The following is a 26967-nucleotide window of genomic DNA, read 5'->3' on the forward strand; positions in this document are numbered from 1 at the left end:
GGGGGGGGGGCGGGGGGGGGGGGGGGGGGGGGCGCGGGGGGGGGGGGGGGGGGGGGGGGGGGCGCGGGGGGGGGCCCCCGCGGCGGGGCCCCGCGGGCGCCCCCCCCACCCGGTGGGAGTGGCAGGGGCGTTCGTCAGCCGGCCGGCGCGTCGGCCGGCCGGCTGATCAGTGCGTCAGGAGGTCTTCTGCAGCGTCCAGGACTGGTAGGCCTGGCCGTTGGCCTTCTGCAGCTCCAGCAGCCAGCCGCCGTAGTACCAGCGGTTGCTGACGCCGAGCACCAGGTCCGAGCCGTCGGCGCTCAGGGTGAACCCGCCGCCCGACGGGGTGAGCCGCCACTTCTGGGCGGCCGCGCCGGAGCAGGGCTGCTGGGCGAGGTACTGGCCGGCCACCGCGTTGCCGCCCAGCTGGAGGCACTTGTCGGAGCGGGCGGACTTGATCCGGACGGCGCCGGAGCCGGCGTCCTCGAAGGTCCACTTCTGGTTGGCGTAGCCGGTGCGCTGGTAGGCGATGGCGACGGTGCCGTCGTTCATCGAGCTGCCCCACAGGTCGGCGGCCTGGCCCGTGAGCCCGTTGACCATGGTGTAGCGGCTGCCGGGCTGCGGCTGGCCGCCGTCGGCCGTGGTCTTGAAGGTCACCGCGCGGCCGGGCTTGGAGACGGCGCCCGCGGCGTCACGCACGGCGACGGCCACGGTGTACGAGGTGCCGGGGGCGAGCCGGACCAGGCCGACCACGGTGGCGCGGACGGTGCCGATGGCCTGGCCGTTCAGCAGCACGTCGTAGCCGGCGGCACCCTGGACGGCGGGCCAGCTCAGCACGGCCGAGTTCTGGGTGACCTGGCTGACCGTCATGTCCGGGCCGGTGTTGCCGCCGGTGGGCGAGGCGGTCGGGCTGGGCGAGCCGGTCTTGGTCGGCGTCCCGGTCGGCGACGGAGTACCGGTGGGCGACGGCGTGCCGGTCGGGCTCGGGGTGGTGGTGCCGGTCGGGGACGGCGACGCGGTGCGGGTCGGCGTGGACGTCGCGGTCGGCGTCGGGCTGGGGTTCGGGCCGGTGCCGTTGCCGGCGATCAGGAACCGGTTGTTGGCGACGTTCCAGTGCGTGGCCAGGTAGCTGCCGGCCGCGGGCGAGGTGCTGTAGTAGTCGTCGTGGCGGCAGTCGAGCCGCATGTCGCTGTTGTTGTCAGGGCAGACGGTCTTCATCTGCGGGTAGTACGGGGTGTCCGAGTAGCACATCAGGTCCCACTCGTCGACGCAGTGGCCGCCCTTGCTGGAGTTCGGCGCGCTGTTGCTCACCGCGCCGAGGTTGTGGCCGAGTTCGTGCGCCGCGGTGTGGCCGCCCCAGCAACCGGAGTCGGTCCGGCCGTAGGAGGGGCCGAAGTTGCTCATGTTGTCCTGGCCCGGACGCTCGTCACCCGCGAAGGTGCCGATGCCGCAGTACACCTTGGCGTCGGTGAACATCATGTACTTGCGGTCCTTGCGGTTGAACCCCTGCGCGGCGATCGCGCGGTTCGTCGCGTTGAAGTCCTGGAGCTCGGAGTCCGAGACCTGCACGTTCAGCACCGAGGCGGTGCAGTCGGACTCGGTGACGAACCGGACGTGCCGGACGCCGCCGGTCTCCTGGGCGCTGGCGTTGTAGATGACGTCGACGTCCGCGGCCCACTTCTTGAAGGAGGCCAGGTACTGGGCGAAGCGGTCGTTGCCTGGGCCGTGGACGTACACCACCTGGACCCGGTTGCCGGCGCTGCCGTCACCCTCGCAGACCACCGCGGACCCGCCGGCGGCGGGCGTCTGCTGCGGCGCCGAGGCGCCCGCGGCGGCAGCGCCGGAGTCACCCAGCAGGGCCTTCTGGCCCGCGTCCAGGACCGGCGCACCCTTCAACAGGTCGGCGGCGGCGGGCGGCTGGGCGTCGGCGGGCGGCGTCAGCGGCGGGGCGGCGGCCGCGGCGGCCACCGGCGCGACGTCCTTGCGGATGTCCACGTCCTTCGGCGGCGCGTCCGGGCCGTGGCTGCAGAGCTCGCCGCCCGGGACCTCCAGCGAACCGGAGCAGCGGTCGCCCGTCGGCAGGGTCAGACCGGCGTAGACCAGGCCGCGGTCGGGCTGGTCCTTGGGTATCTCCTTGATCGGCGCGGCCTTCTGGTCCCGCTTCGGCGCGGGCGGCTTGGTGCCGCCCTCGGCCGTGCCGGTCTCCCCGGCGTCGTCGACGACCAGTCCGACCGTGCCCGCCTCCGCCCGGTCGGCCGAACCTCCCGCCGCCGCCGTGGTGCCGCTGCGGTCGGCGGCCGGATCCAGCGCGGTCTGGATGCCCAGCACGCCCGCGAGCAACCCGGCCGCGACCGCCACTGCCAGAAGCGCCTTCCGACGCCCTGACTTCTTGCGCCGCGTGCGCCGGTGTTCCGAACCCCGGTGTCCCATCGCGCTCACTCTCCTGTCCTCGGTGTGACGGCCCGTGCCACCTGATGTGGCGATCGGGCCTCCGACACCTTGGAGAGCGCAGGGGGCGGGGGGCGATAACAGAAACATCTTTCGAAATTCGTTCAGACGGGTTTGCGGCGCCCGGAAGCGGGACAGGCGGGGTCCGCGCGGGCTGCGCCGGGGCGGGGTCACGGCGGGGTACGGAGGGGATGACGGCGCTGATCGCAGCACTGATCGTGGCGCGGACCGCGGTGGGGTGACGGCGCGTCGGCGGCGGTCCTCCGGGCGGGAGCGAGCACCGGGCGGCAGTGGGCACCAAAGGCGGCAGTGGGCACCGGAGGGGAGGGGCGCCGTGGGCGGCGGTGCCGGGGAGCGCGCTCGGGGGGTACGCGCTCCCCGGCAGGGTGGCGTCGGCCACCTGGCCGGCTGCTCCCGGGGGTTCGGGATCCGGCTGCCGTGACCGGAATGCTAGACCTGCCGGGAGGCCGTGACCAGAGCTCTGACCAGCCGAATTCCCGCCCGGGACATGCCATTGGGGACACCCCGCACGGCCGCTCCGGCCGCCGGCCGAACCGGCGTCACCCGGACCGCGCCGCGCCGGCCACGTCGGCCACACCGGTGACGCCGGTCACGGCGGGCACGCCCGGCGTCCGGACGGGCCCTACGTCCCCTGTCGCCCGGTCAGGCCGCCGCGCGCAGCGCGGGGATGGACGGTGCGACGGGGCTCCGACGGGTGCCGGGGGCGTGCAGGGTCGCGAGGGAGGCGGCCAGCCGAGCCGGGTCGCCCGCCAGCCAGAGCCGCAGGGCGGCGGCGAGCGCGGCACTCGCCGGGCAGGCCCGCAGCCCGCCGGCCCGGGCGACCCGCTCGCCGAGCAGCGGCAGGAGGTCCGCCACGGGGGCCGGCAGCCAGAACGTGACGGCGCAGGGCGCCGGCCGGGCCAGGACGCGCAGCAGTCGGCGCACGGCGGCGTCACCGGACAGGGCCGGGATGACGTCGAGCAGGCCGTCCGCCGCCACCTCCGACACGTCGCTGCCGTGGCCGCGCGCCAGTTCGCGCAGCAGCGCCCGCTCGGCCGCGGTGATCCGGACGGTCAGCATGACGTCTTCGCAGTCCATGGTCCCAGTTCCCGTCTTCCGCTCGGGGCGTGCCCGTCGTGTGGCGTCGTCGCGTCGTCGCGTCGTCGTGTGGCCGTGCTCTGCACCCGTCGTCCGGGTCGCGCCCGTCCTCCTGCCCGGGTCTCCTGCCCGTTCTCCTGCCCGGTGTCCTACCCCTCTGCTGCCCGTCAGAAGGCCTCCGCGACCGGCGCGATCGAGCCGTAGTGGCCGTCGTAGCGGCGGTAGAGGACCCGGCCCCGGCCGTCGTCGGGATCGGTGTGGAAGACGAACGGCCAGCAGGTGAGCCAGAGTCGGCGGGCGGCCTCGGACCCGTCGAGGCGGGGGGCGGGGTGCGGGCTCTCGGTCAGCGGGAGGTCGGAGCCGCCGAGCCGCGCGGCGGAGTGCGCGCGGACCAGCCGGAGCCCGCCGCCCGGCCGGCGGTGGACCAGGCTGTCCTGGCCGGTGAGCGCGTCGACGAAGAGGTGGAAGCCGTGGTCCAGGGCGAGCAGGTCGCGGGCGGCCTGGTCGGGGGTGCGGCGGGCGGGCACGACCGTCTTCCGGCGGACGATCCGCCGCTCCGCCAGCGGCCGGGGGACGTACTGCGGGCGGTAGGAGCTCTCGTACACCGCGGCGAGCCCGATGTCCCCCTGCTCGCGCAGCCGCGCGGCCCGGCCGGCGAGGGTGCCGAGCACGACGTCCACCGCCTCGTGCGCGGTCGCGGCGGCCAGTTGGACCCGGACCGGGCCGACGCCGTCCGGCTCCGCCGAGGCCTGCGCCACGACCGGTCGGCTGACCGCCCGACCGCGGAGCCGGGTGAGCCGGATCCGGGCCGCGTGCGTGCCCGGGCCGAGCGTCGCGAAGACGTCCCGCGCCTGGGCCCGCGCGTACTCGGCGGCCTCACGGGACAGCTCACCGCGGATCTCCACCCGGACGTCGGGGGCGGGGCGGTGGCGCAGACGGGTCATCAGGGTCCTCCTCGGTTCCGGACCATGCTGGACCCGCGCGGGCCCTCCGGCCGAGGGCCGAAAGACCCTGCCGCCGCGGCGACGACGCCCGACCCGGCGTCGGCCGTCCGCCCAGCCCGGAACGGCCCAGGTGCTGCCGCCCGGCAGGCGGGAGGCCGAGGACGGACGCGCGCGTGTAGCACATTCCGGCCGGCCGGTCCGCCCATCGCGCCCGGCACGCCGGGCCGGTGACGGCGGGATCCGCCGATGGAGTGATCCCCGGACATCCGACGCAACGCTCGCCGAACGGGCGCGTTTGCTATGGCGTGCGCCCCCGCTGCCTGTGGCGCGCGCGGGGGTACGCGCTGGTCGGGGCCCTCGGATTCCGCCTGTCGCGGCGGCGGCTCCGGCGGTCCCGCCGCGCCGGTCCAACTGGTGAGAGGTGATGTCATGTCCCTGACGACCGAGCTCCGCAGAACGATCGCTCCCCCCAGAGGCGCCCGACGGCCGGCTCCCACGACCACTCCCCCGCTCGCGCCCGGCGCCCTCCCCGGCCTCGGCCACGCCCCCGCCCTGCTGCGCGACCCGCTGGGCTTCCTCGGCTCGCTCGCCCGTCACGGCGGCGTGGTGCGGATCCGGCTCGGGCCGCGCACCGTCTGCGTGGTCACCGACGCCCACCTGGTCCACACCCTGCTGGTGGCGCTCGCCCACGACTGTCCGCGCGGCGCCGTCCAGGACACCCTCAGGACGGCGTTCGGCGACGGGCTGCTGATGTCCGAGGGCCAGGCGCACCGGGACCGCCGCCGGATCGTCCAGCCCGCCTTCGGCGCGGACCGGATGGCCGAGTACCTCGCGGTGATGCACCAGGTCGCCGAGGAACGGGCCGGACGGTGGCGGCCGGGCCAGGTCCTCGACGTCGCCAAGGAGATGAACCACCTCGCGCTGGAGATCGTCACCCGCGCGCTGTTCGACGCGCGGCTGAGCGAGGAGGCCACGCTCGCCTTCCACCGGGCGCTGCCCGACATGGTGAAGGGGCAGATCGTCCAGTCGCTGTACCCGCACCCGGCGTTCGCCCGGCTGCCGCTGCCGGTCAACCGGCGCTTCGACGCCGCCGTGCGGGTGCTGAACCGGGTGGTCGACCAGGCCGTCAACGGAGCCCCCCGGCCGGGCGGTCCGGCCACGGGTCCGGCCACGGGTCCGGCCACGGGTCCGGCCACGGGCGGGGCGCCGTCGGGTGGCTGTCCGTTCGGTGGCGCCGCCGCGGCCGGCCCGCCGGCCGGCCGGGACCGCACGCTGCCCAAGCTGCTGCGCGCCGCGACCGACCCCGCCACCGGCCGGCCGCTCACCGAGGCGGACGTGCGCTCCGAGGCGATCACCATGTTCGGCGCGGGCACCGAGACCGTCTCCACCACCCTCACCTGGCTGATCGACGAACTGCTGCGGCACCCCCGGGTGGAAGCCCGCGTCCTCGCGGAACTGGACGAGCACCTCCCGGCGGGCACCGTTCCCACCCCCGAGGCGCTCGCCCGGCTCACGTACACGCGCCGCGTCACCCAGGAAGTGGTCCGGCTGCACGCGCCGAACGCCTTCCTGATGCGGACCGCGCGCGTGCCGGTCGAGCTCGGCCCGTACCGGATCCCGGCCGGCACCGAGCTGCTCTACAGCCTCACCGCACTGCACCGCGACCCGCTGCTCCACCCGGACCCGCTGCGCTTCCACCCGGACCGCTGGCGCGAGGGCGGCGGCGCGGCGAGCGCCGGGCGGCAGGCGTTCCTGCCCTTCGGGGCGGGCAAGCACAAGTGCATCGGCGAGGCGTTCGCCTGGGCGGAGCTGACCGTGGCCGCCGCCGCCGTCCTGCGCCGGTGGCGGCCGACCGCCGTCCCGGGCGCCCGGGCCCGTGAGGTCGTCTGGACCACCGTCCAGGCCCAGGGCCTGCGCGTCCGGCTCACCCCGCGCGACGGCGGCCGACCGGGCGCCGCCGCCGCCCCGCGGACGGCCACCACCACCGCGAGAACCCGGACGGCCACCGTCCCCCGGCCCGCCCCGCCCGCGTCCCCTCCCGCGCATCCGGCCGCCGGGCCGGCGCCGCAGCCCCCGGGGACCGTCGCCCGCCGCCTCCCCGGCGAACTGCGCGGCGCCACCGCCCGGCACGCCGACTGGGCGCTGCGACACGGCCTGCTCACCCCCACCGCCCTGCCGCGCTACCAGGCGTACGGGCTCCCCGAGCTGATCGGCCACGCCTACCCCCGGGCGCGGGACGCCGAACTCGGCCTGCTGGTCGACGTCCTCGGCTGGTTCACCATCCTCGACGACCGCTTCGACGGCCCGCCCGGCCGTCACCCCGCCGAGGCCCGCGCCGTCGTCCACCCGCTGCTCGCCGTCCTGGCCGGGGACGCCCCGCCGCCCGCGCCGGGCGACACGGCGCTGCTGCGTTCCTGGCGGGAGCTGTGGCAGCGGCAGTGCGACGGCATGTCGCCCGCCTGGCGCGAGCGGAGCGCCGCCGAGTGGCGGGCCTGCCTGCAGACCTTCCTCGCCGAGTCCGCCCACCGGGCCGGCCGCACCTTCCCCGGCCTCCCCGAGACCGTGCGGCTCCGCCGCCACGCCAGCTGCCTCTACCCGTTCATGAACATACTGGAGCGGGTCCACGGCGCCGACGCCCCGGCCCGGTTGCACGCCGAGCCCGCGCTGCACCGGCTGCGCGCACACACCGCCGACGCCGCGACGCTGATCAACGACCTCTACTCACTGGACCGGGAGGAGCGCCAGGCCGCCGCCGCCTTCAACACGGTGCTGACCCTGCAGCGCGTCCGCGGCTGCACCCGCGCCCAGGCCACGGCGGCCGTCCGCGCCCGGATCGCGCGCCTGCGGGAGGAGGGCGACACCCTGCGGCGGGGCCTGCTGCTCCGCCACCCGGCCGGCCGCTGGTACCTCGACGGCACCCGGGAGCTGGTCGAGGGCGTCCAGATCTGGACCAGCACCACCCGCCGGTACCTCGGCGCCGACCGGACCGGTGGCGGTCAGCCGCGTTCCGCGCGGCTCAGTGCCGACCCCCGAGGGTGAACAGCAGGATGACGAAGCCCGCGAAGAGGTGCGTGGCGAAGATGTAGATGCCCGCGCGGATGAGCATGGCCCTGCGCCTGCTCTGCTCGTCGCTGTTGCCGTCGGCCATGGCCGGGTTCTCCTTCGGTCGGGCGGTACTGCCGTCTGTCTCCCGGGCGGCGGGCCCGTGCCGGTCCCGCCGCCGGGTGCTCATTCCCCGGTCGAGCGCCCGGGATCCGGGGCCGTGAGGGCGCGGGCGCCGGGCGCGCGGAGCTCGGTGAGCAGCGCGCCCTGGTCGGTGATCAGCTCGGTGAGGATGCGCCGGGCGGCGCGCAGCAGCTCGGCGACGTCCGGCGTGCTCAGCGCGTACACCACGGTGTTGCCCTCGCGGGTGGCCGTGACCAGCTGGGTGCGGCGCAGCACCGCGAGCTGCTGGGAGAGGTTCGACGGCTCGACCTCGATCTCGGCCAGCAGCTCGCGCACCGGCCGCGGCCCGTCCTGCAGCAGTTCCAGGACGCGGATCCGGACCGGGTGCCCGAGGGTGCGGAAGAACTCCGCCTTGGCCTGGTACAGCGGGACGGGCATCGTCCGCTCTCCTCCTGGTGCTCGCTGTGCTCGGGTGTCCGGCCGCGCCCGGTGGCACGCGGCGGGCGGGGTACCCGGGTGGCCGGGTGCGGCCGGAGAGCATCATCCCCTGCGAATGAAGAATTCTTCAAGTCGTCATCGCGCCGGCCCGCCCGCACGCCCGCACGCCCTCGGGCCACCCGGTCGGCGCGGCTCGTCAGCGCAGGTCGAGCACCGCCTTCCCGTGCAGCTTCCGGCCGAGCAGCGCGTCGACCGCCTCCGCGGCGGCGTCCCAGCCGCCGCGCCAGGCGATCTGCGGGTCCAGCCGGCCGGCGGCGACCTCCCCGGCGAGCCACCCGAGGTCCGGCCCGAGGCCGGTGCAGTACAGCAGGTTGAAGGTGACCATCCGCGATGGCCCCGACCGAGGCGCTCTGGAACACCTTCGTCGCAGAGGCGCGGACCGTCCCGCTCGACGGCCGGCCGGTGCTCGCCGCACTCCAGGAGGCCCTGTTCACGGCCCTCGACCGCATGGCGGAGGAGGAGCGCACGACGGAGGCGGGGGGCCCAACGGACACCTGGGCGCGGCGGACCCTGCGGAGCCGGCGCCTCGCGGTGGACACTCCGTCGATGGACGCCCACGGCCTGCGCTTCTGCGACCGCACCATCGCGACCGCCGAGGAGGTCCTGCACGGGCGGCTCGGCCTGCCCGCCGGCGCGCGGGAGCTGCGGCTCCGACTGGCCCTGGACCTGCTGGTGGCCGCCTTCCACGCCGCCCTGTCCGCCTGGGTCCTCGCCGACGGCCATCCGCCGCACCCCGGCGCGGGCCCGAGCCGGGCCGCCCTGGCCGAGGAGCTGCGCACCGCGTTCGCGGCGATCCCCGGCAGCCTGACCTTCGCCGGCTGAACGACGCCGGGCCCGGGAGTCCGCCAACTCCCGGGCCCGGCTCATCGACCGACGCTACGTCAGCACGGCACCACGACGTCCACGGTCACCGGCACCGGGCTCCACGGGAACTCGGCCACACTGAAGCTGCCGTGAACGGTGGAGCCGCACGGCACCGTGCCGCCGACGCCCCGCACCTGCACCGTGCTGGCCGTGAACCTCGTGTACCCGTTCACCGTGCCGAGCGAGGCACCGCCCACGACCTGGCCCGACAGCCCGGTCAGCAGCTCGCGCGTCGGCAGCGTGGTGCCCGGGCTCGGCGGGCCCGCCAGGCTGATCTGCCCGTAGAACTGGACGCTGTTGCCGGTGATCTCGGCACACACCTTGGTCGACAGCCCGGCCTGCAGCCCGGAGGCCCCGCAGGTGACGGTGGTGGCCGCGGTGGCCGCGCCGGCTTCGGCCGGAACGGCCAGCAGGGTCGCCGCCCCGGCGACGCCGGCGGCGAGCAGAGCGAGTCGGTTCATTCGATACTCCATTCTCTCTGGAAATCACTGCACGGGTACTTCACTTCACAAGTGCCCCATGTGACATTTCACATGTGGCACGCCGCAACCCTCGCACACGATTCGAACGCCCCGCCGCCAATCCGGCCGTCAACCCGTCAGACAGACCGGAAACCGCCTTCGCTGGCTCGATCCCAGCGCCCGTCCCGGTCGGCCGCACGCCGCGTGACCTCAACCGGCCGGCTGCGTTGGGGAGTCGTGAAGCGTCTGCTGGCCGTTGCCGCTGCCCTGGTCGCCGTCCTCGCCGTGACCGGGGCCGCGCCCCCCGCCGTGCTGCTCGGGGGCGAGGTCCGGCGGCTGCCCACCGAGGAGCGGGTCGTGGCGCTCACCTTCAACGCCGCCTGGGACGAGACCGGCCTGGACGCCGTGCTCGCCGAGTTGCGGGGCCGCGGCGCGCCGGCGACCTTCTTCCCGACCGGGCAGTTCGCCGAGCAGCACCCGGCCGCCGTCCGGGCGATGGCCGACGCCGGGCACGGGCTCGGCAACCACTCGTACAGCCACCCGCACTTCACCGGGCTGACCGCCCCGCAGGCCCGCGCCGAGGTGCTGCGCGCCGACGCGGCGATCCGCGGGGCCGGCGGCGCCGAGCCGCTGCCGTTCTTCCGCTTCCCCTACAGCGAGACCACGCCGCAGCGGATCGCCGAGGTCAACGCCCTGGGTTTCGCCGATCTCGAATTCACCGCCGACACCAACGGCTACCTCGGCCCCGCAGCCGGCATGACGGCCGCCAAGGCCGTCGACCGCGCCCTCGCCGCCCTCACCCCGGGAGCCGTCCTCCAGCTCCACGTCGGCACGCCCGACGAGACCCCGGGCCGTCGCTGCCTCGACGCCGAGGCGCTGCCCAGGATCATCGACGCCGTCCGCGACCGCGGCTACCGCATCCTCGACCTGCGCGAGCTGCTCACCGAGGACCGGGCGGGCTCTCCCCCGCGTCGAACCTGAAGCCCAGGGCGTGGACCAGGTCGATGACCAGGTCCTCGGCGAGCGGGTCGCAGTCCGCCTCCAGCACGGACCGCAGGGCCGCCGGATCGGGCCGGAGGCCGGCCTCTCCGCGCGCGAGGCCAGCCGCAGGATCCGCCAGGCGCCGTCGCGGGCCGACCAGCAGGGCGGGGCGTCGACCGCCCGCAGGGCCGACAACTCGCTGAGCGGCCGCTCGGCCCGCGCCACCACGAAAGATCCGGAGAAACCCATGCCCCGGACTCCCCCGCCACCGACGACCGGGCCCGGTCTAGGGGCGGCTGGGGGAAGCGCCGAAGGAGGCGTCGAGGGGGGCTCGGAGGGAGTCGCGGAGGGAGTCGATCCGGGTGGTGGCCTCCAGGAAGGCGGGGCGGGGGAGGTCACCCGAGTCGAGGGCGGTGGCGAGGGCGTCCGCGGCGGCCTCGCCCTGGCCGACGTCGCGGGCCGAGCAGAGCAGCAGGTCCATGCCGGCCTCGGCGGCGGCGAGGGCCCGGCCGGGCGTGTCGCCGTAGGAGGCGAGGGCGCCGGCTTCGAGGGCGTCGGTGATGGTGACGCCGTCGAAGCCGAGCCGGTCGCGGAGTTCGCCCTGGACGACGGTGCGGGAGAACCCGGCCGGGTGGGCCGCGTCGAGGGCGGGGTAGACGGCCCAGGAGGTCATCACCAGGCGCACCCCGGCGGCGATGGCGGCGCGGTAGGGGGCCTCGCCGCGGGCTCGGAGCTCGTCCAGCCCGACGTCGAGGGTGACGGGGCCCTCGTCGGTGTTCCGGTCCCGGGCGGCGGCACCGAGGCCGGGGAAGTGCTTGGCGGTGGCCGCGACCCCGAGGCCCTGCTGGGCGGTGACGAAGGCGGCGCCCAACTCGGCCACCACGGCGGGGTCCTGGCTGTAGGAGCGCTCGGCGTGGTCGATGAAGTTGTCGGGGGTGTCGTAGACGTCGAGGACCGGGGCGAGGTTGGTGTTCAGGCCGGCCGTGGCGAGGTTGCGGCCCGCGCCGGCGCCGGAGCCGGCCGCGGCGGTGACCGGGTGCGCCGCCAGCCCGGTGCTGCGGGCGGACAGGACGGGTTCGCCGGATAGCCGGCGGACCTTGCCGCCCTCCTGGTCGGTCATCAGCAGCAGCGGACGGCCGCCCGGCGCCTCGGCGGCGGCCTGCCGCAACTTCTCGACCGCGTCGTGGAACTCGGCGGCCGGAGTGACGTTCTCGCCGAACAGGATGACCCCGGCCGCGCGGCCCTCGCGGATGATCCGGAGCAGCCCGGACGGCGGGGTCGGGCCGTGGTACGAGTAGACGATCCGCCGGCCGGCGAGCAGGCGGGATTCCTCGGTCGGCATGGGCGTCGTCCTCTCCGTGGTGGGCGGCGGCCGGCGGGACCCGCGCGCCGTGCCGTCCGCGGGCGGGGTCAGGGCGGCCAGCAGCAGCGTCAGCACCGCGACGTGGACGGTCCGCCGGAGCGACGGCATCGGGCCTCCCGGGTGGGGAACGGGTACGGGCGGAACGGGCGGGCAGGAAGGCAGGCCGGGCACCGGGTTCGGGCTCGCGGGGCGGCGCCAGCGTAGCGGGGCCGGACGCGCCACCGCTCCTCCAACGCGCCCGCCGTCACCCCATTCGCCGCACCAGCCGGCCCAGGACGGCGACGCCCTCCGCGATCTCGCCCGGTGCCCCGGCCGCGTAGCCGAGCACCAGCCCGGGCGGGTGCGGCAGCCGGGCGTGCCAGGAGAGCGGCTGCACCTTGACGCCGTGCGCGAGCGCGGCCGTGGCGAGTTCGGCGTCGGAGCAGTCCAGGCCGGCCGGGAAGGTGACCGTCAGGTGCAGCCCGGCCGCGGCGCCGTGCACGACGGCGCCCGGCAGGTGACTCCCGATCGCGGCGATCATCGCGTCCCGGCGCCGCCGGTGGCGCGGGCGCAGCAGCCGCAGGTGGCGTTCCAGGTCGCCGTTCTCCATCAGCCGGGCGAGGACCAGTTGCGGCAGGGCGGCGTTGCCGAGGTCGGCGTAGCGCTTGGCGTCGAGGACGGCCTCGCGGTGGCGGGGCGGGACGATCAGCCAGCCGGTGCGCAGGGCGGGCGCGAGCAGTTTGGAGACGCTGCCGGTGTAGCAGACCTGTTCGGGGCGGACGCCGCGCAGCGCGGGGACGGGGGCGCGGTCGTAACGGTGCTCGGCGTCGTAGTCGTCCTCGATGACGAGGCCGCCCTCGCCGGCCCAGCGGAGGAGTTCGCGGCGTCGTTCGCCGGCGAGCACGACGCCGGTCGGGAACTGGTGGGCGGGGGTGAGCAGGACGGCGGGGGCGCCGGTGGCGCGCAGGGCGTCGACCCGGATGCCGTCGGCGTCGACCGGGACGGGCGGGGTGGCGGTGAGCCAGTGGCCGAGGTGCTGGCGGGTGCCGAGCGAGCCCGGGTCCTCGACGGCCACCTCGGTGATGCCCTCCTGGGCGAAGACCTGGCCGAGCAGGGTGAGGGCCTGGGCCGCGCCGGCGACGATCAGCACCTCGTCGGGGTCGGCTCGGATGCCCCGGTTGCGGGCGAGCCAGTGGGCGACGGCCCGGCGCAGTTCGGGTGTGCCGCGCGGGTCGCCGTAGCCGAACTCGTGGGCGGGGAGCCCGTCGAGGACGGCGCGTTCGGCGCGGAGCCAGGCCGCGCGGGGGAACGCGGCGAGGTCGGGGACGCCGGGCCCGAGGTCGATCCGGGCGGGGGCGGCGCGCAGCGCGTCGAAGCTCGCGGGGCCGGGCGCGGCGTCGAACAGGGCGGGTGCCGCTGCGGGCGGTCCGGCGGGCGGGGGCGGCGGCGGTGCGGGGGTGGCGACGACGACGGTGCCGCCCCTGCCCCGGCCGGCGATCTGGCCCTCCTCGGTGAGGCGCCGGTAGGCGTCGGTGACGACGCCTCGGGAGACCCCCAGCTCGGCGGCGAGCACCCGGGTGGCGGGCAGCCGGCTGCCGGTGGGGAGGCGGCCGTCCGCGATCGCCCGGCGCAGCCGCCGGGCGAGCCAGGCGGCGAGTCCGCCGGGCGGGGCGTCGGCGGTGTCGAGCTGGAGGAAGTCGGCGCTCGCGGTTCTGGACCTGTCAACAGCCGCTCCTTTGGACCTGTTCACCGGTCCATTGTGCGGGCCAGGGTGGGGGCATGACCACGGAGACGACCACTCGGGACACCACACGGAGCGGCACGCAGACCGCTGCCCTGACGACCGCGCGGAGCGGCACGCCGACGACCGCTCGGACGGCCGCGCGGAGCGGCACGCAGACGGACGGCCCGGGCTACGTGCACGGCTATTCGACGACCGAGGCGCAGCGCCTCGGCGACCAGGCGAACACGCTCGCGGAACTGCTGCACGCGGGCACGGCGTACCGGGCGGGCAGCCGGGTGCTGGAGGCGGGCTGCGGCGTCGGGGCGCAGACGGTGCACCTGCTGGCGGCCAGCCCCGGCATCCACCTGACCGCCGCCGACATCTCGGCCGACTCGCTCGCCCAGGCGCGCGCCCGGGTGGCGGCGCACGCGCCCGGCGCGCAGGTGACGTGGCACCACGGGGACCTGCACCGGCTGCCGTTCGCCGACGGCGCCTTCGACCACCTCTTCGTCTGCTTCGTGCTGGAACACCTGGCCGACCCGGCGGCGGCACTGGCCGCGCTGCGGCGGGTGCTGAGGCCGGGCGGCACGGTCACCGTGATCGAGGGGGACCACGGCTCGGCGTTCTTCCACCCGGAGAGCGCGGCCGCCCGGGCGACGGTGGACCACCTGGTCCGGCTGCAGTCCGGCGCGGGCGGGGACGCCCTGATCGGCCGTCGGCTGCACCCGCTGCTGACGGAGGCGGGCTTCGCCGACGTCACGGTCCGCCCCCGCACCGTCTACGCCGACGGCAGCCGCCCGGCCCTGGTGGAGGGGTTCACCCGCCGCACCTTCGTCGCCATGGTCGAGTCCGTGCGGTCCGACGCCCTCGCCGCCGGCCTCACCACGCCGGACGCGTTCGACCGGGGCATCGCCGACCTCCGCCGCACGGCCGAGGAGGGCGGGACGTTCCACTACACCTTCTTCAAGGCGGTGGCCGTCAACCCTTAGGGCTGTCCGGCCCCGGCCCGGCGACCGGCGGTCACTCCGCTCCCGGCCTCATCAGCAGGTCACCGAGGGCGGTGCGCCGGTGGCGGACCGCCCGGCCCGCGCGGGTGGTGGAGATCAGGCCGGCGCCGCGGAGGGCCGCGGTGTGGGCGGAGACCGTCGCGGCGCTGACGCCGAGGCGACGGGCGAGCCCGCTCGTGCTGTGCTCCTCGGCCAGCAGGTGCAGCAGCTCGGTGCGGCTGGCACCGATCACCCGGGCCAGCGCCTCCGGGCCGGTGGAGCCGTCCGGCTGCGGCGGGTGTCCGGGACCGGCCGGGTAGGTGACGGCGAGCGGGCGGCCCGGGACGTCGCCGAGCAGCGGGCCGCCGGACCAGTGGAAGCCGGGCAGCAGGAGCAGCCCCCGCCCGCCGAGGTGCAGCTCCTGCGGACGGCCGGGCAGCTCCCAGACGCTCCCGCGCAGCCGGGCACCGGGCAGCAGTCCGGTGAGCAGTGCGCCGACGCCGTCCGAGGCGAGTTGCACGGCCCGGCGCACGAACTCGGCGTGGTGGAGGTCCCGCACCTGCTCCCAGACCGGGGCGAGCAGGGCCTCGAACGCCGCGTGCTGCGCGCGCTGGACCAGGCGCCGGGAGTCGGCGTCGCCTCGGGACAGGTCCCGGACCCAGGCCGGCGCGGGCCTGCCCGCGGGCCGGTAGACCCGCTCGAGTTCGGCGGCGACCAACGCCACCGGGGCCGCGCGGACCTGTTCCAGCGCTTCGGGGAGGGAGTCCGCCACCACGTCCAGGAACCTCGGTGCCCGCCCGGCCGGGACCAGGTCCGCGAGCGGCTCGACCGTCCCGGGCAGGGCGCGCAGCGCGCGGCGCCGCCACGGGCCGTACAGGAGGGAACCGCCGTCCGGCCGACACATCGTCATCAGCGCGGCGTTGAGCTCCAGCAGCGGCGCGGGCCGGGGTGCCAGCGTGACCCGGGCGAAGTCGTCCGGGGTGAGGTGGATCCGGATCAACGTCGCCCCCGTGTCCCGGCCCTGCTCCCGGCCCTGCTCCCGGCCCTGCTCCCGGCCAGGGCGCCAGCCTTGAGGCCTGAGCCTAAACGATCGCCGGGGCCCGGCGGGGCGCGGCAGCATGCCCGGCATGACTCACCGCCTTCCGATCGGTCGCCGTGCCGTCACCAGGTCCGCCGTGCTCGGTTCCGCCGCGCTCCTGCTGGGGGTCGCCGGCCGCGCCCGCGCGGACTCCGTTCCCACGCCGCCGGCCTCGGCTGCTCCCGCCCCGTCCGCCCCGGGCGAGGTCGTGCCGACGCTTCCCGCGCCGACCGGCCCCCACGCCGTGGGCGCCCACCCGGTCCACCTCGTCGACGCCTCCCGGCGCGATCCGTGGCTGCCCGCGATCCCGGTCCGGGAGTTGATGCTGACGGTCTTCTACCCGGCGCGTGACATCACCGGGTGCTCCCCGCTGCCGCAACTGCCGCCGCTGGCCGCGCGCCTGTTCGGACAGATCGCACCGCGCTCCCGCCCCCAGCTGCCCGCCGCCGGCGTGGACTGGGCCGCCACCCGCTCCCACTCCTTCTCCGGGGCCGCACCGCTGCCCGGCCGGCGCCCGGTGCTGCTGCACAGCCCCGGCGGCGGCGACCCCCGCGGCCTGGGCACGCTGCTGGCCGAGGAGCTGGCCAGCCACGGCGCCGTCGTCGTCTCGGTCGACCATCCCGGCGACGCCGCCGGGGTCGAGTTCCCGGACGTGACCGACGACCGGAGGGAGCCGGTGCGGGCGACGGAACTGCGCCGGGACCCGCGGGACGAGCCGTCCGTCTTCCGCAGGATGATCGACGCCCGGGTGGCCGACCTGCGCTTCGTCCTCGAACGGCTCGGGCGGGCGGCCGAACTGCCCTTGCCGGACGGGCTCGCCGACGTGCTCGACCTGCGCCGGGTCGGCGTGTACGGGCACTCGGCGGGCGGGAGCGCCGTCACGGAGGCGCTGCACGAGGACCGGCGGGTGCGCGCCGGGATCAATCTGGAGGGCTTCCTCGACCACCCGCCCGCCGTGCCCGGTGGTGCGGCCGAACCGTTCGCGGTCACGGCGAACGGCGTGGACCGGCCACTGCTCCTGCTGGGCAGTGAGCGGTTCGACCGTCGGGCGGAGCTGGAACGGTCCTGGTCCGCGCTGGCCGCACGGTCCGGCCGGTGGGTGCACCGGCGGTGCGTCGCCGACGCCGGCCACTGGACCTTCACCGACTTCGCCGCGGTGCTCCCGCAGCTCCGGGCCGCCGGGCTGATGACCGCGGCGGGGCAGGAGGCGCTGATCGGCACCGCCGATCCGGCGGTCGCCCTCCCGGAGATCCACCGGACGGTACGCGGGTTCTTCGCACGCCACCTGCGCTGAGGCGGCCACCACTCCGGCCGGGCGGCGAGGGCGGCAAGGGTGGCGACCGCAGCGGGTGGCGGGGCGGCGCGGTCGCCGGCCACCTGCCGCCGGCCGTCACTCGGGCGCGTCGCCGTCGCCGAGGCCGGTGAGCATGGTGCGCAGGGCCGCCACCAGGGCCTCGGCCTGCGGTGCGTCGAGGCCGGCGAGGATGCGCCGCTCGACGGCGAGGTGGGCCGGGAGGGCACGGTCGATCAGCGCGTGGCCCTCGGGGGTGAGGGCCACGTAGCGGCTGCGGCCGTCGGTCCCGCTGGGCGTGCGGGTGACCAGGCCGCGGGCCTCCAGCCGGTCGAGGCGCTGGCTGATCGCCCCCGAGGTGACCATCGCGGACTGCATCAGGCCGGTGGGGGTGAGGAGGTAGGGCGGGCCGCTGCGGCGCAGGGTGGCGAGGACGTCGAAGGAGGCGGCGTCCAGGTCGTGCTCGGCGAAGTTCCGCTTCAGTTCGGCGTCGACGAGGCGGGCGAGCCGTTTGAGCCGGCCGAGCACCTCCATCGGGGAGACGTCGAGGTCGGGGCGCTCCGCACCCCACTGCCGCACCACTCGGTCCACGTGATCTGCCACCGCTCCAGCCTAAACGATGCCTTAGCGGTGAGATACCTCACACCGGAGATCACCGTCGATCGGTGTCCAGGTGTCTTAGCGCTGAGATACATTGGCTTAGTGCTAAGGAATCGACTCGGAATCGTGCTGGTGACCGCTCTCGCCCCCGCCATCTGGGGCTCGACCTACCTCGTCACCACGGAACTGCTCCCGCCCGGCCGGCCGCTGCTGGCCGGAGTGATCCGCGCCCTGCCCGCCGGGCTGCTCCTCATCGCCGTCACCCGCCGCCTGCCGAAGGGCAGTTGGTGGTGGCGCTCCCTGGTGCTGGGCGCGCTCAACATCGGCGCGTTCTTCGCGCTCCTGTTCATCGCCGCCTACCGGCTGCCCGGCGGGGTCGCCGCCACCCTCGGCTCGCTCCAGCCGCTGATCGCCGCCGGACTCTCCGTCGGCCTCCTCGGCGACCGGCTCTCCCCGCGCACCCTCCTCTCCGGCATCGCCGGCGTGGCCGGGGTCAGCCTGCTGGTCCTGCGCGCCGACGCACAGCTCGACGCCCTCGGGGTGGCCGCCGCGCTCGGCGGCGCGGTCGTGATGGCCACCGGCGTCGTCCTCTCCAAGCGGTGGACCTCGCCGGCCCCGCTGCTCGCCACCACCGGTTGGCAGCTCACCGCGGGCGGCCTGCTGCTGCTCCCGGTCGCACTCCTGGTGGAGGGCGCACCGCCGTCCCACCTCACCGGCGCCAACCTGCTCGGCTACGGCTACCTCTGCCTGATCGGCGCCGCCGTCGCGTACGCGCTGTGGTTCCGCGGGATCCGCGCGCTGCCGCCGACCTCCGTCACCTTCCTCGGGCTGCTCAGCCCGGTGGTCGCCACCGCCCTCGGCTGGCTCGCCCTCGGACAGGACCTCAGCCCCGTCCAGGCGCTCGGCGCGGTGATCGTGCTCGGTTCGCTGGTCGTCGCGCAGACCCAGCGGCGCACCGGCCCGGCCGCCCCGAAGGGCCCGCTCGCCCCGGCCGGACAGCCCACGCCGGCCGGGCCCGGGGTGGCGCAGCCGCCCGTCCCCGAGTGCACCCGCTGAGCACCCGCTGAGCACCCGCACCACCCGAAGGCGCACGCCGCCCGGGACCGTACGACCCCTTCCCTCCCCGGCCAATCAACACCTTATGGAGAACCCCATGCGCATCACCGTGTTCGGCGCCACCGGCAACGTCGGCAGCCGGGTGGTGGCCGAGGCCGTCGCCCGCGGCCACGAGGTCACCGCCGTCCTCCGCGACCCGGCGCGGCCGCACAGCCTGCCCGTCGCCGCCACCATCGCCACCGGCGACGCCCGCACCGCCGAGGACGTCACCCGGCTGGCCGCCGGCCAGGACGTGGTGATCAGCGCCACCCGCCCGGCCCCCGGCAGCGAGTCCGAACTCGCCACCGCCACCAAGGGTCTGCTCGCCGGCCTGGCCGGGACGGGCGTGCGCCTGCTGCTCGTCGGCGGCGCCGGCAGCCTCACCCTGCCCGGGGGCGACGGCGCCACCGTCGTGGACGACCCCGACTTCCCGCCGTCCTGGCTGCCCATCGCCCAGGCCTGCGGGGAGCAGCTCGCCCTCTGCCGCGCCGACACCGAGGTCGACTGGGCCTACCTCAGCCCCGCCGCCCTCCTCGCCCCGGGCGAGCGCACCGGCCGCTACCGCCTCGGCCGGGACGAACTGCTGGTCGACGCCGACGGCACCTCCGCCATCTCGATGGAGGACCTCGCCGTCGCCCTGCTCGACGAGGCCGAGCGGCCCGCCCACCACCGCAGCCGCTTCACCGTCGCGTACTGAGGCCGTCGCGTACTGAGGCCGGCCACACCCGGCCACCGACCGCTCCTTCCACCGGCAGCGCCTCCCCCGCCGCCGGCGGGAGGACCGGGTCCCGTCACACCGTGAGCATGGGGAGGTTTTCGTGGGATGTCCGAGTGCGCCGGCCACGGCCGTGTCGTCGGCCGACAGGTCCACGTCGTCCAGTGGGACGGGGCCGGGTGACGTGATGCTCCTCGCACTCGGCACGGAACACCTGGCCGACTTCCGCGCCGAGATCACCGGCCTGGGGCTGGGGCCCGTACGGCTGTCGACCTTCGCCCTCCCGCCGGCCCGGCCACGTCCTGCTCCGGCCCGGGTCCGCCGGGATGATCCCGAACAGTTACGGCTGGCGCTGGTGACAAGAGGCGCCTTCCCCGTCTCCAGACCCGGCCATGAGGGGGCCACGGCGGGGGACACGGCATGGACGGACACCTCAGGCGCCGTGGCGGACAACGGCGCCTCCGGTCGTGGGGAGGCCCGGGCGATCGTGCTGCGGATGCCCCGGTCCGTCCTGCCGCTGGAGTCGACCGGACTGGACCGCCTCCTCGCGCGGCCCGTCCCCGTGACCGGGGGAGCAGGAGCGATACTCGCCGACTTCCTCGGCGCACTCGTCCGGCACGGTCCGGAGTGTCCGGCCGAGGAGGCCGGCCGCCTGGGATCCATCGTCCTGGATCTGGCCACCGTGTACCTGGCCCAGCGTCTCGGAGGCCTGGGCGAGACACCGGCCGAGGCCCGCGCCCGGGTCATGCGGCAACGGATCGTCACCTTCATCGAGCACAACCTCGGTGACCCGGACCTGACGCCCCGGACCGTCGCCGACCGGCACCACCTCTCCCTGCGCGGCCTCTACGCGCTCTTCCAGGGGCAACCCCTCAGCGTCGCGGCGTCCATCCGCCGAAAACGGCTCGAACGCTGCCACGCCGACCTCGCGCGCCACGAGCTGAGGAACCACCCCGTTCAGGCCATCGCGGGCCGCTGGGGCTTCTCCAACGCCACCGCCTTCAGCCGCGCGTTCCGCGAAGCGTACGGCGTCACGCCCACCGAGCACCGCGCGACCGCCCTCCGGTCCGCACGGCGCGCGGTGTCGACAGGCCCTGCACGTGACCCGTCCCAGAGCGCGCCGCTCGGGCCCGGACTTCATGGCGCTGGAGACGACCTGCCGATGTGAGCGCCGGCCCCACAGGGGGATTGCCGATCCCGTCACCGACTCCAGCGATCCGGCGCCCCCGCGCCCGGGCCCGACCGGGGCGCGGGGCCGCGGTGGCCCCCGGCCGGGTGCCGTCGGGCGCGCCGGACCGGGTGCCGGCCACCGGTCCCGGGGTGTCCCTGGCACCACCCCGAAGACGGATGCGCGCACCATCGATCGGCCCGCCCCGCGCGCCGATGATCAATGGCATGAACGTCACCACTCCTGCCCCGTCCGCCTCGTCCCTCGGGCGCCGGCGCCGGCCGTCGCTCGCCGGGATGGCGGCCGTGCTGCTCGCCGCCGTCGCCCTGCCCGCCACCGCCGGCGCCGGGACCGCCTCGGCCGCGCCCGCCGTGCCCGCCCGGTACGCCCAGCAGCAACTCGCCTGGCAGCCCTGTGCCGGGGCGCCCTCGCTGGAGTGCGCCACCATGGCCGTCCCGCGCGACTGGCACCACCCGGCCGCCGGCCCGGACCTCAGCATCGCGGTGTCCCGGCACCGCGCGGCCGACCCGGCACAGCGGCGCGGCACACTGCTGATGGCCGCGGGCGGTCCCGGCGGCAAGGGCCTGCTGCGGCCCGCCGACTTCGTCCGCGACGCACCGGCCGTCGGCGCCGCGTACGACGTGGTCGGCTTCGACCAGCGCGGGGTGGGCCGCAGCACCGCGGCCGTCTGCGAGACGCCCGAGGAGGTCCAGGCCTTCTTCGCCGGGGACTTCCGCGACGCCTCACCCGCCGCCCAGGACCGCGTCATCGCCGACTCCCGGAAGCTGGCGGCCGATTGCGAGCAGCGCAGCGGCGGACTCCTGCCCTACCTGACCACCGAGCAGACCGTCCGCGACCTCGACCTCTTCCGCGCGCTGCTCGGCGAACGGAAGATCAGCTACTACGGCCCGTCCTACGCCACCATGATCGGGGCGTACTACGCCTCGTTGTTCCCGCACCGGGTCGAGCGGATGGTACTGGACAGCAACGTCGGCTTCGACGGCAGCTGGGAGCGGTTCCAGCTCGGCCAGCCGATGAGCTTCCAGCGCCGCTTCGAGGAGGACTTCCTGCCCTGGCTCGCCGCGCACGACAGCACGTACCACTACGGCACCACCCCGGCCGAGGCCGGGGCCCGCTGGGAGCGGCGGCGCGCCGCCCTGCACGACGCGCCGCTCGTCGACGGCACGTTGACCGTCGGGCCCAACCAGCTGGACAACGGCACGATCAAGGCCCTCTACCGGGAGCGGGACGGCTTCCCCGCCCTGGCCGCCGCCCTGGCCGCCCTGGAGGACTGGCCGGGCGCCGACCGGACCGCCCGGGCCACGGCGCAGCTGGTCTTCGGCCAGTACCTCGATGCGGACTTCCTCGCCGAGTTCTTCGCCGTGACGTGCAACGACACCGCGTGGACGCGCGACCTGTCCGTCTGGGCCGCCCGGGGTGCCGAGAACACCGCCCGGTATCCGCTGGTGGGCGCCCGGACCCTGGCCTTCGCCGCCGTGTGCGCCTCCTGGCCGGCCCCGGCCGCGCCCAAGGTCCGGGTGACCGGAGCCGGGCTGCCGCCCACCCTGATGCTCAACTCGGTGCACGACCCGGCCACCTACTACGAGGCCGCGCTCTCCGCCCACCGCGCGCTGCGCGGCTCCCGCCTGGTGACGGTCACCGGCAACGGCGACCACGGCCAGTACCCCGGGCCGAACACCTGCGTCCGGGACGCGGTCGAGTCCTACCTGCTGGCCGGCCGGGCACCCGAGCAGGACCTCACCTGCCCGTCCCCCCGGGCGAGTTGATCCCCGGGGTGCTTCCGGGGCGGACAGCGGCGTGGCCGCCGGGGGGCATCCGGCGGCCACGGGCGGAGTTCGGGAGCGGGTCGGTCAGGGGCGCCTCCTCGGTGACGGTCCGTCAGGTTCGAGGTTCTTCGGGGATGGTTCCCCCGGGGCGGTTCCTCAGGGGCGGTCGAGGGTGATGGAGTTGACCGGGCCCAGGTCGGCCCAGACGCCGTTCTGGGCGGGCATGTCGTAGTTGCAGTTGGTGCCGTTGTAGCCGAGGCACAGGTGGGCGTGGGCGCCGCCGGACTGGTTGTTGAGGACCCAGTGCCAGCCGTGCTTGTTCTGCAGGTTGTGGGCGCCGTAGCTCCAGAACACGTCGGTCGGCGGGGTGGAGGTGGGCGCGCCCTCACCGTAGATGCAGACCGCCCCGTACGGGCAGCCGTCCCAGGAGCCGTCGGCGGCCTGCGCGCCGGTGGTGCCCAGGGTGGTCACGGCGGCGGCCGCCAGGGCGAGCGCGGCGGCGGCGTGGAGGATCTTGCGCATGGGTGGATCTCCCTCTGATGTGGCTGAGCTGGCCAGTGGTCAGCAGCGTAGGAGGGGTCCGGCCCCGGCGGTCCCTGACGACTGACAGGGTGCCGGGGCGGGGGAACCGGCGACGATCCTCCGGGAGGGGGTCGGTCCGGCGGCCGGGCTACCGCTCGGTGCGGACGGCACGCGACGCCGGAGCGACGTGGTCCGGCCGGCCGGCCCGCCGCCGGGCGACGGCGCGCCGGACCAGCGGGTACGCCGGCAGCGCGACCGCCCCGCCCAGCGCGCCGAACAGCAGCGGGGCGTTCCACCACGGCACCAGGTCGACGGAGCGGCCGTCCGGCCAGCGGCAGACGTGCGAGGGCGGGAAGAGCGACTCCTCGATCCGGATGTCCTTGTGCTCGGGCGCCCGGTACTCCACCGGGTCCCAGCCTTCGAGCTCGGTGACGCACGCCCGGGTCGGGCGGGTCTCGAAGCCGGACATCATGCCGAGCAGCCAGACGACGCCCGCCACCAGCAGACAGAGCACCACGCCCGTCACCCTCGCCGCCTTCGCCATGCCCCGCCCCCGCTCGGTCGTCCGTCCGTACCGAACCGGAGACGATCATGAACCCGCGTTCGGTTCCCGTTCCCCGAAGGCCGCATCGTCCACGAACACCACCATGCGCGACGGCGGACCGCGCCGGGCCCCACCCCCTCGGGGAGGCGAGGCCCGGCCGGAGGCCGTTACCGCGGTGCCGGGGCGTAGCCGGCGGGCCGGGTGGTGAAGGTGCCCCGGCCCTGGGTGCGGCTGCGCAACCCGGTCGCGTAGCCGAAGAGTTCGGCCAGCGGGACGGTCGCCGTCAGCACCGCGGTGCCGCCGCGGGGTGCCGAGCCCTGGACCCGGCCGCGGCGGGCGGCCAGATCACCGAGCACGCCGCCGACCGCGTCCTCGGGCACCGTCACCGTCACCTCGGCGACCGGCTCCAGGAGCAGCGGGTCGCACCGGCGCAGCGCCTCGCGCAGGGCGAGCCGTCCGGCGGTGCGGAAGGCGAGGTCCGAGGAGTCCTTGGGGTGGGTCGCCCCGTCGGTCAGCGTGACCAGCACGCCGGTGACGCGGTGGCCGCCCAGCGGGCCCTCGGCGAGGGCGTCCCGGCAGCCGGCCTCGACCGCCTGCACGTACTCCTTCGGGACCCGTCCACCGGTGACGGTGGAACGGAACACGAACCCCTCGGCCACGTCCGGTCCCTCGATCCCCTCGCCTCCCTCGGCGCCCTCGCCGCCGCCCAGCGGCGCCACGTCGAGGACGACGTGGGCGAACTGGCCGGCGCCGCCGTCCTGTTTGACGTGCCGGTGGACGAGACCGGAGACGCCACCGCCGATGGTCTCCCGGTAGGCCACCTGCGGCCGTCCGACGGTGACCTCCAGCCCCTGCTCGCGGCGGATCTTCTCCACCGCGACCTCCAGGTGCAGCTCGCCCATGCCGGACAGCACCCGCTGGCCCGTCTCCGGGTCGGTGCGGACCACCAGCGACGGGTCCTCCTCGGCGAGCCGGGCCAGGGCCGCGGCCAGCCGGTCGGTGTCGGTGGCCCGCCGGGCCTCCACGGCCACCGTGACGACCGGGTCGGCCGGGACGGCCGGCTCCAGGACCAGCGGCGCGCCGGGCGCGCACAGCGTGGCGCCCGCGCGGGCGGTCTTGACCCCGACCACCGCGACGATGTCCCCGGCCACCGCCGCCTCGGTCTCGGCGTGCCGGTCGGCCTGCACCCGCAGGATGCGCGCGATCCGCTCGGTGCGTCCCGTGCCGGCGTCCAGCACCGTGTCCCCCTTCCGCAGTGTTCCCGAGTAGACGCGCAGACTGGTGAGCCGACCGGTGGGGGTGGCGTTCACCTTGAAGACCAGTGCCGCGAACGGGCCGGCCGGGTCGGCGGCCCGCTCCTGCTCCTCCCCCGGCCCCCGCTCGGCGCCGCCGAGCGTGCCGCGCACGGCGGGCACGTCCAGCGGCGAGGGCAGGTAGGCCACCACGGCGTCCATCAGCGGTTCGATGCCCCGGTTGCGGTAGGCGGAGCCGCAGAGCACGACCACGGCCTCGCCCGTGAGGGTGAGTTCGCGCAGGGCTGCGGCCAGCGTGCCCGGGGTCAGCGACCCCTGCGCGCAGAACTCCTCCAGCGCGCCGGGGTGGAGCCCGGCCACCGCCTCGTCCAGCGCGTGCCGGCGGCGCTCGGCCTCCTCGCGCAGCTCCTCGGGCACCGGCCCCTCGCGGTAGCCGTCCGGCCAGGAGAGGTCCACCCACGTCAGGGCGCGCATCCGCACCAGGTCCACCACGCCGGTGAACCCGTCCTCGCGCCCGATCGGCAGCTGGACGGCCAGCGGGGCCGGGTGCAGCCGCTCGCGGATGGAGTCGACGGCGGCGTCCAGGTCGGCGCCGGCCCGGTCGAGCTTGTTGACGAACGCGATCCGGGGCACGCCGTGCCGGTCGGCCTGCCGCCAGACCGACTCGCTCTGCGGCTCCACGCCCGCGACGGCGTCGAAGACCGCCACCGCGCCGTCGAGCACCCGCAGCGAGCGCTCCACCTCGTCGGCGAAGTCCACGTGTCCCGGGGTGTCGATCAGGTTGATCCGGTGCCCGTCCCAGCCGCAGCTGACGGCCGCGGCGAAGATCGTGATGCCGCGGGCGCGCTCCTGCGGGTCGAAGTCGGTGACGGTGGTGCCGTCGTGGACCTCGCCGCGCTTGTGGGTCTCACCGGTGAGGTAGAGGATCCGCTCGGTGACGGTGGTCTTGCCCGCGTCCACGTGGGCGAGGATGCCGAGGTTGCGGACGGCGGCGATGGTCTGGACGGTGGTGGTGAAGGGGTCGGTGCGCACGGCCCGGTGCCTTTCGGGGTGTTCCGGAGAAGGGGCTGCGCGATTGCGGCGACGGAACCTCCTCGGCTCGCCGGGCGGCCCGGGGCCGCCACGGAACCGGGCGACCGCCCCGGGTCAACAGGGGCGGCCCGGCGGTGGGTTCAGGTGATCAGCCGGTCAGGCGTTCGTCGCGGGCATCCGGTGCCGGCCGCGCAGCGGGCACCGGACGCACGAGGACACCAGGATCACCTCGTACCGCGAGGAGGGAACGACGACAGCGGTGCGGTAGCGCACGACTGACCCTCCCTCAACTCGTCACGGTGGCACCGCCCCCCGAACGGTGGCGGCTTGCGGCTGCGAGCCGAGTCTAGGCACGCCGGCCCGCACCGGTCACCGGGTTTTCCCCGCCTCCCGCCGTCGGTGCGGCGGCCGGCCGGGGCTCCGGGCGGGACGGCCGGGCCGGGGCTCCGGGCGGGACGGCCGGGCCGGGGCTCCGGGCGGGACGGCCGGGCCGGGGCTCCGGGCGGGACGGCCGGGCCGGGCGCGGCCGCGAGCGCGGGCGGCCGAGCAGGACGCCGGCCAGCACCAGGAGCAGTCCGGCCACCTGCAGGGGGCCGAGCTCCTCCCCTGCCACCGCGGTGCCGAGCAGGACGCCGGTCAGCGGGTTGAGCAGCCCGAGCAGGCCGACCGTTCCGGCCGGCAGGTGCCGCAGGCCCGCGAACCAGGCGGCGAAGGCCAGCGCGGTGGCCACCAGGGTGACGTAACCGAAGGCGAGCAGCGCGGAGGGCCCGGGCGTCGGCGGTGCGCCCTCCACGGCCGCGGCGAGCGGGAGCAGGAGGAGACCGCCGGCGGTCAGCTGCCAGGAGGTCGATGCGAGGGCGTCGGCGCCGTCCCGCCACCGCCCGGCGAGCACGTAGCCGCAGGAGGAGACCAGCATCGCCGCGACCGAGGCGGCCAGCCCGGGCAGGCTCACCGCGCCGGCCCGGGTGAGCAGCATCAACGCGACGCCGCCCAGGCCGACGACCGCGCCGGCCAGGTGGGCGCGGGCGGGACGCTCGGCCACCAGCGCCCAGGCGATCAGCATCATCGCCAGCGGGGAGGCCGCCATCACGGTCGACGCGACGCTGGTCGCGAGCAGCTGGGAGGCGACGTAGAGCAGGACGAAGAACACGCCCGTGTTGAGCAGCCCGAGCACCGCCGAGCGCCACCACCAGGCGCCGTGCGGCCGCCTCCGGCAGAGGGCGAGCAGCAGCAGCCCGGCCGGCAGGGCCCGCAGCGCGGCGCCCCAGAGCGGGCGGTCGGCCGCGAGGAACTCGCGGGTGACGTAGTAGTTGGCACCCCAGGCCACCGGCGCGACGGCGGTCAGCAGCACCCAGCGCAGATTGGCTTCCACGGAAGCAATATAACTTCCCCG

General features: G+C 76.1%; 24 protein-coding genes. 9 read left to right on the top strand and 15 right to left on the bottom strand.

Features of this window, described 5'->3' with window-relative positions:
- Window positions 1–174 precede the first annotated feature (174 nt).
- The 3 genes from ACFVHB_RS30350 to ACFVHB_RS30360 all read right to left on the bottom strand — a co-directional run bounded on the left by ACFVHB_RS30350 (window position 175) and on the right by ACFVHB_RS30360 (window position 4469).
- A complete protein-coding gene (locus tag ACFVHB_RS30350; RefSeq protein ID WP_380328612.1) occupies window positions 175–2337 on the bottom strand; it encodes an RICIN domain-containing protein in 2163 nt (720 codons plus the stop codon).
- Window positions 2338–3090: 753 nt separating this feature from the next.
- Window positions 3091–3525, bottom strand: a complete 435-nt coding sequence (locus ACFVHB_RS30355; RefSeq protein WP_380328613.1) for a hypothetical protein — start codon at window positions 3523–3525, stop codon at window positions 3091–3093.
- Window positions 3526–3692: 167 nt separating this feature from the next.
- Window positions 3693–4469, bottom strand: a complete 777-nt coding sequence (locus tag ACFVHB_RS30360; RefSeq protein WP_380328615.1) for a sigma 54 modulation/S30EA ribosomal C-terminal domain-containing protein — start codon at window positions 4467–4469, stop codon at window positions 3693–3695.
- Window positions 4470–4898: 429 nt separating this feature from the next.
- Here ACFVHB_RS30360 and ACFVHB_RS30365 point away from each other — a divergent pair, with 429 nt between their 5' ends.
- Window positions 4899–7508 carry a cytochrome P450 gene (locus ACFVHB_RS30365; RefSeq protein ID WP_380328616.1) on the top strand — a complete coding sequence of 870 codons (2610 nt, stop codon included), beginning with the start codon at window positions 4899–4901 and terminating at the stop codon, window positions 7506–7508.
- Here the strand turns inward: ACFVHB_RS30365 and ACFVHB_RS30370 are convergent.
- The 3 genes from ACFVHB_RS30370 to ACFVHB_RS30380 form a co-directional block, all read right to left on the bottom strand.
- A complete protein-coding gene (locus ACFVHB_RS30370; RefSeq protein WP_380328617.1) occupies window positions 7486–7617 on the bottom strand; it encodes a DUF6126 family protein in 132 nt (43 codons plus the stop codon). The genes ACFVHB_RS30365 and ACFVHB_RS30370 overlap by 23 nt on opposite strands.
- An 80-nt stretch (window positions 7618–7697) precedes the next feature.
- Window positions 7698–8072: an ArsR/SmtB family transcription factor gene (locus ACFVHB_RS30375; protein WP_380328619.1), complete on the bottom strand. Its 375-nt coding sequence runs from the start codon at window positions 8070–8072 to the stop codon at window positions 7698–7700.
- Window positions 8073–8268: 196 nt separating this feature from the next.
- Window positions 8269–8457: a hypothetical protein gene (locus ACFVHB_RS30380; protein ID WP_380328621.1), complete on the bottom strand. Its 189-nt coding sequence runs from the start codon at window positions 8455–8457 to the stop codon at window positions 8269–8271.
- Window positions 8458–8462: 5 nt separating this feature from the next.
- Here ACFVHB_RS30380 and ACFVHB_RS30385 point away from each other — a divergent pair, with 5 nt between their 5' ends.
- Window positions 8463–8954 carry a hypothetical protein gene (locus ACFVHB_RS30385; RefSeq protein WP_380328623.1) on the top strand — a complete coding sequence of 164 codons (492 nt, stop codon included), beginning with the start codon at window positions 8463–8465 and terminating at the stop codon, window positions 8952–8954.
- Window positions 8955–9013: 59 nt separating this feature from the next.
- Here the strand turns inward: ACFVHB_RS30385 and ACFVHB_RS30390 are convergent, their stop codons facing one another.
- Window positions 9014–9457, bottom strand: coding sequence for a hypothetical protein (locus ACFVHB_RS30390; RefSeq protein WP_380328625.1), 444 nt, complete (start codon window positions 9455–9457; stop codon window positions 9014–9016).
- A 237-nt stretch (window positions 9458–9694) separates the two neighbouring features.
- On the opposite strand from ACFVHB_RS30390, the gene ACFVHB_RS30395 reads away from it, so the two are divergent.
- Entirely contained in the window at window positions 9695–10438 is a 744-nt protein-coding gene (locus ACFVHB_RS30395; protein WP_380328627.1) for a polysaccharide deacetylase family protein, read from the top strand.
- A 286-nt stretch (window positions 10439–10724) separates the two neighbouring features.
- Here ACFVHB_RS30395 and ACFVHB_RS30400 read toward each other — a convergent pair whose 3' ends face one another.
- Window positions 10725–11909, bottom strand: coding sequence for a glycoside hydrolase family 3 N-terminal domain-containing protein (locus ACFVHB_RS30400; protein WP_380328629.1), 1185 nt, complete (start codon window positions 11907–11909; stop codon window positions 10725–10727).
- A gap of 136 nt (window positions 11910–12045) precedes the next feature.
- Window positions 12046–13530: a PLP-dependent aminotransferase family protein gene (locus ACFVHB_RS30405; protein ID WP_380328631.1), complete on the bottom strand. Its 1485-nt coding sequence runs from the start codon at window positions 13528–13530 to the stop codon at window positions 12046–12048.
- A 29-nt stretch (window positions 13531–13559) separates the two neighbouring features.
- On the opposite strand from ACFVHB_RS30405, the gene ACFVHB_RS30410 reads away from it, so the two are divergent.
- Window positions 13560–14492 (top strand): methyltransferase domain-containing protein, encoded by a 933-nt coding sequence (locus ACFVHB_RS30410; RefSeq protein WP_380328633.1) that lies wholly within the window; start codon window positions 13560–13562, stop codon window positions 14490–14492.
- A 31-nt stretch (window positions 14493–14523) separates the two neighbouring features.
- On the opposite strand, the gene ACFVHB_RS30415 is transcribed toward ACFVHB_RS30410, so the two are convergent.
- On the bottom strand, window positions 14524–15489 hold the full coding sequence (locus tag ACFVHB_RS30415; RefSeq protein ID WP_380328635.1) for an ArsR/SmtB family transcription factor: 966 nt from the start codon (window positions 15487–15489) through the stop codon (window positions 14524–14526).
- Between the two features lie 127 nt (window positions 15490–15616).
- On the opposite strand from ACFVHB_RS30415, the gene ACFVHB_RS30420 reads away from it, so the two are divergent.
- A complete protein-coding gene (locus ACFVHB_RS30420) occupies window positions 15617–16861 on the top strand; it encodes an alpha/beta hydrolase family protein (RefSeq protein ID WP_380328637.1) in 1245 nt (414 codons plus the stop codon).
- Window positions 16862–16957: 96 nt separating this feature from the next.
- On the opposite strand, the gene ACFVHB_RS30425 is transcribed toward ACFVHB_RS30420, so the two are convergent.
- Window positions 16958–17461: a MarR family winged helix-turn-helix transcriptional regulator gene (locus ACFVHB_RS30425; RefSeq protein WP_380328639.1), complete on the bottom strand. Its 504-nt coding sequence runs from the start codon at window positions 17459–17461 to the stop codon at window positions 16958–16960.
- A 99-nt stretch (window positions 17462–17560) separates the two neighbouring features.
- On the opposite strand from ACFVHB_RS30425, the gene ACFVHB_RS30430 reads away from it, so the two are divergent.
- The 4 genes from ACFVHB_RS30430 to ACFVHB_RS30445 all read left to right on the top strand — a co-directional run bounded on the left by ACFVHB_RS30430 (window position 17561) and on the right by ACFVHB_RS30445 (window position 22223).
- Window positions 17561–18514 (top strand): EamA family transporter, encoded by a 954-nt coding sequence (locus ACFVHB_RS30430; protein WP_380328641.1) that lies wholly within the window; start codon window positions 17561–17563, stop codon window positions 18512–18514.
- Window positions 18515–18611: 97 nt separating this feature from the next.
- Window positions 18612–19250: an NAD(P)-dependent oxidoreductase gene (locus tag ACFVHB_RS30435; RefSeq protein WP_380328643.1), complete on the top strand. Its 639-nt coding sequence runs from the start codon at window positions 18612–18614 to the stop codon at window positions 19248–19250.
- Between the two features lie 205 nt (window positions 19251–19455).
- Window positions 19456–20436: a helix-turn-helix domain-containing protein gene (locus ACFVHB_RS30440; protein ID WP_380328645.1), complete on the top strand. Its 981-nt coding sequence runs from the start codon at window positions 19456–19458 to the stop codon at window positions 20434–20436.
- A 227-nt stretch (window positions 20437–20663) separates the two neighbouring features.
- Complete coding sequence (locus ACFVHB_RS30445; RefSeq protein ID WP_380328647.1) at window positions 20664–22223, top strand: alpha/beta hydrolase; 1560 nt, start codon at window positions 20664–20666, stop codon at window positions 22221–22223.
- A 156-nt stretch (window positions 22224–22379) separates the two neighbouring features.
- On the opposite strand, the gene ACFVHB_RS30450 is transcribed toward ACFVHB_RS30445, so the two are convergent.
- The 4 genes from ACFVHB_RS30450 to ACFVHB_RS30465 form a co-directional block, all read right to left on the bottom strand.
- Window positions 22380–22745 carry a hypothetical protein gene (locus ACFVHB_RS30450; protein WP_380328649.1) on the bottom strand — a complete coding sequence of 122 codons (366 nt, stop codon included), beginning with the start codon at window positions 22743–22745 and terminating at the stop codon, window positions 22380–22382.
- Between the two features lie 148 nt (window positions 22746–22893).
- Window positions 22894–23289: a hypothetical protein gene (locus ACFVHB_RS30455; RefSeq protein ID WP_380328651.1), complete on the bottom strand. Its 396-nt coding sequence runs from the start codon at window positions 23287–23289 to the stop codon at window positions 22894–22896.
- Window positions 23290–23456: 167 nt separating this feature from the next.
- Complete coding sequence (gene fusA / locus ACFVHB_RS30460; protein ID WP_380328653.1) at window positions 23457–25574, bottom strand: elongation factor G; 2118 nt, start codon at window positions 25572–25574, stop codon at window positions 23457–23459.
- 346 nt (window positions 25575–25920) lie between these two features.
- Entirely contained in the window at window positions 25921–26946 is a 1026-nt protein-coding gene (locus tag ACFVHB_RS30465) for a DMT family transporter (RefSeq protein ID WP_380328655.1), read from the bottom strand.
- Window positions 26947–26967: the final 21 nt, after the last annotated feature.

This window comes from Kitasatospora sp. NPDC127111, from assembly GCF_042677465.1.
Lineage (GTDB): Bacteria > Actinomycetota > Actinomycetes > Streptomycetales > Streptomycetaceae > Kitasatospora.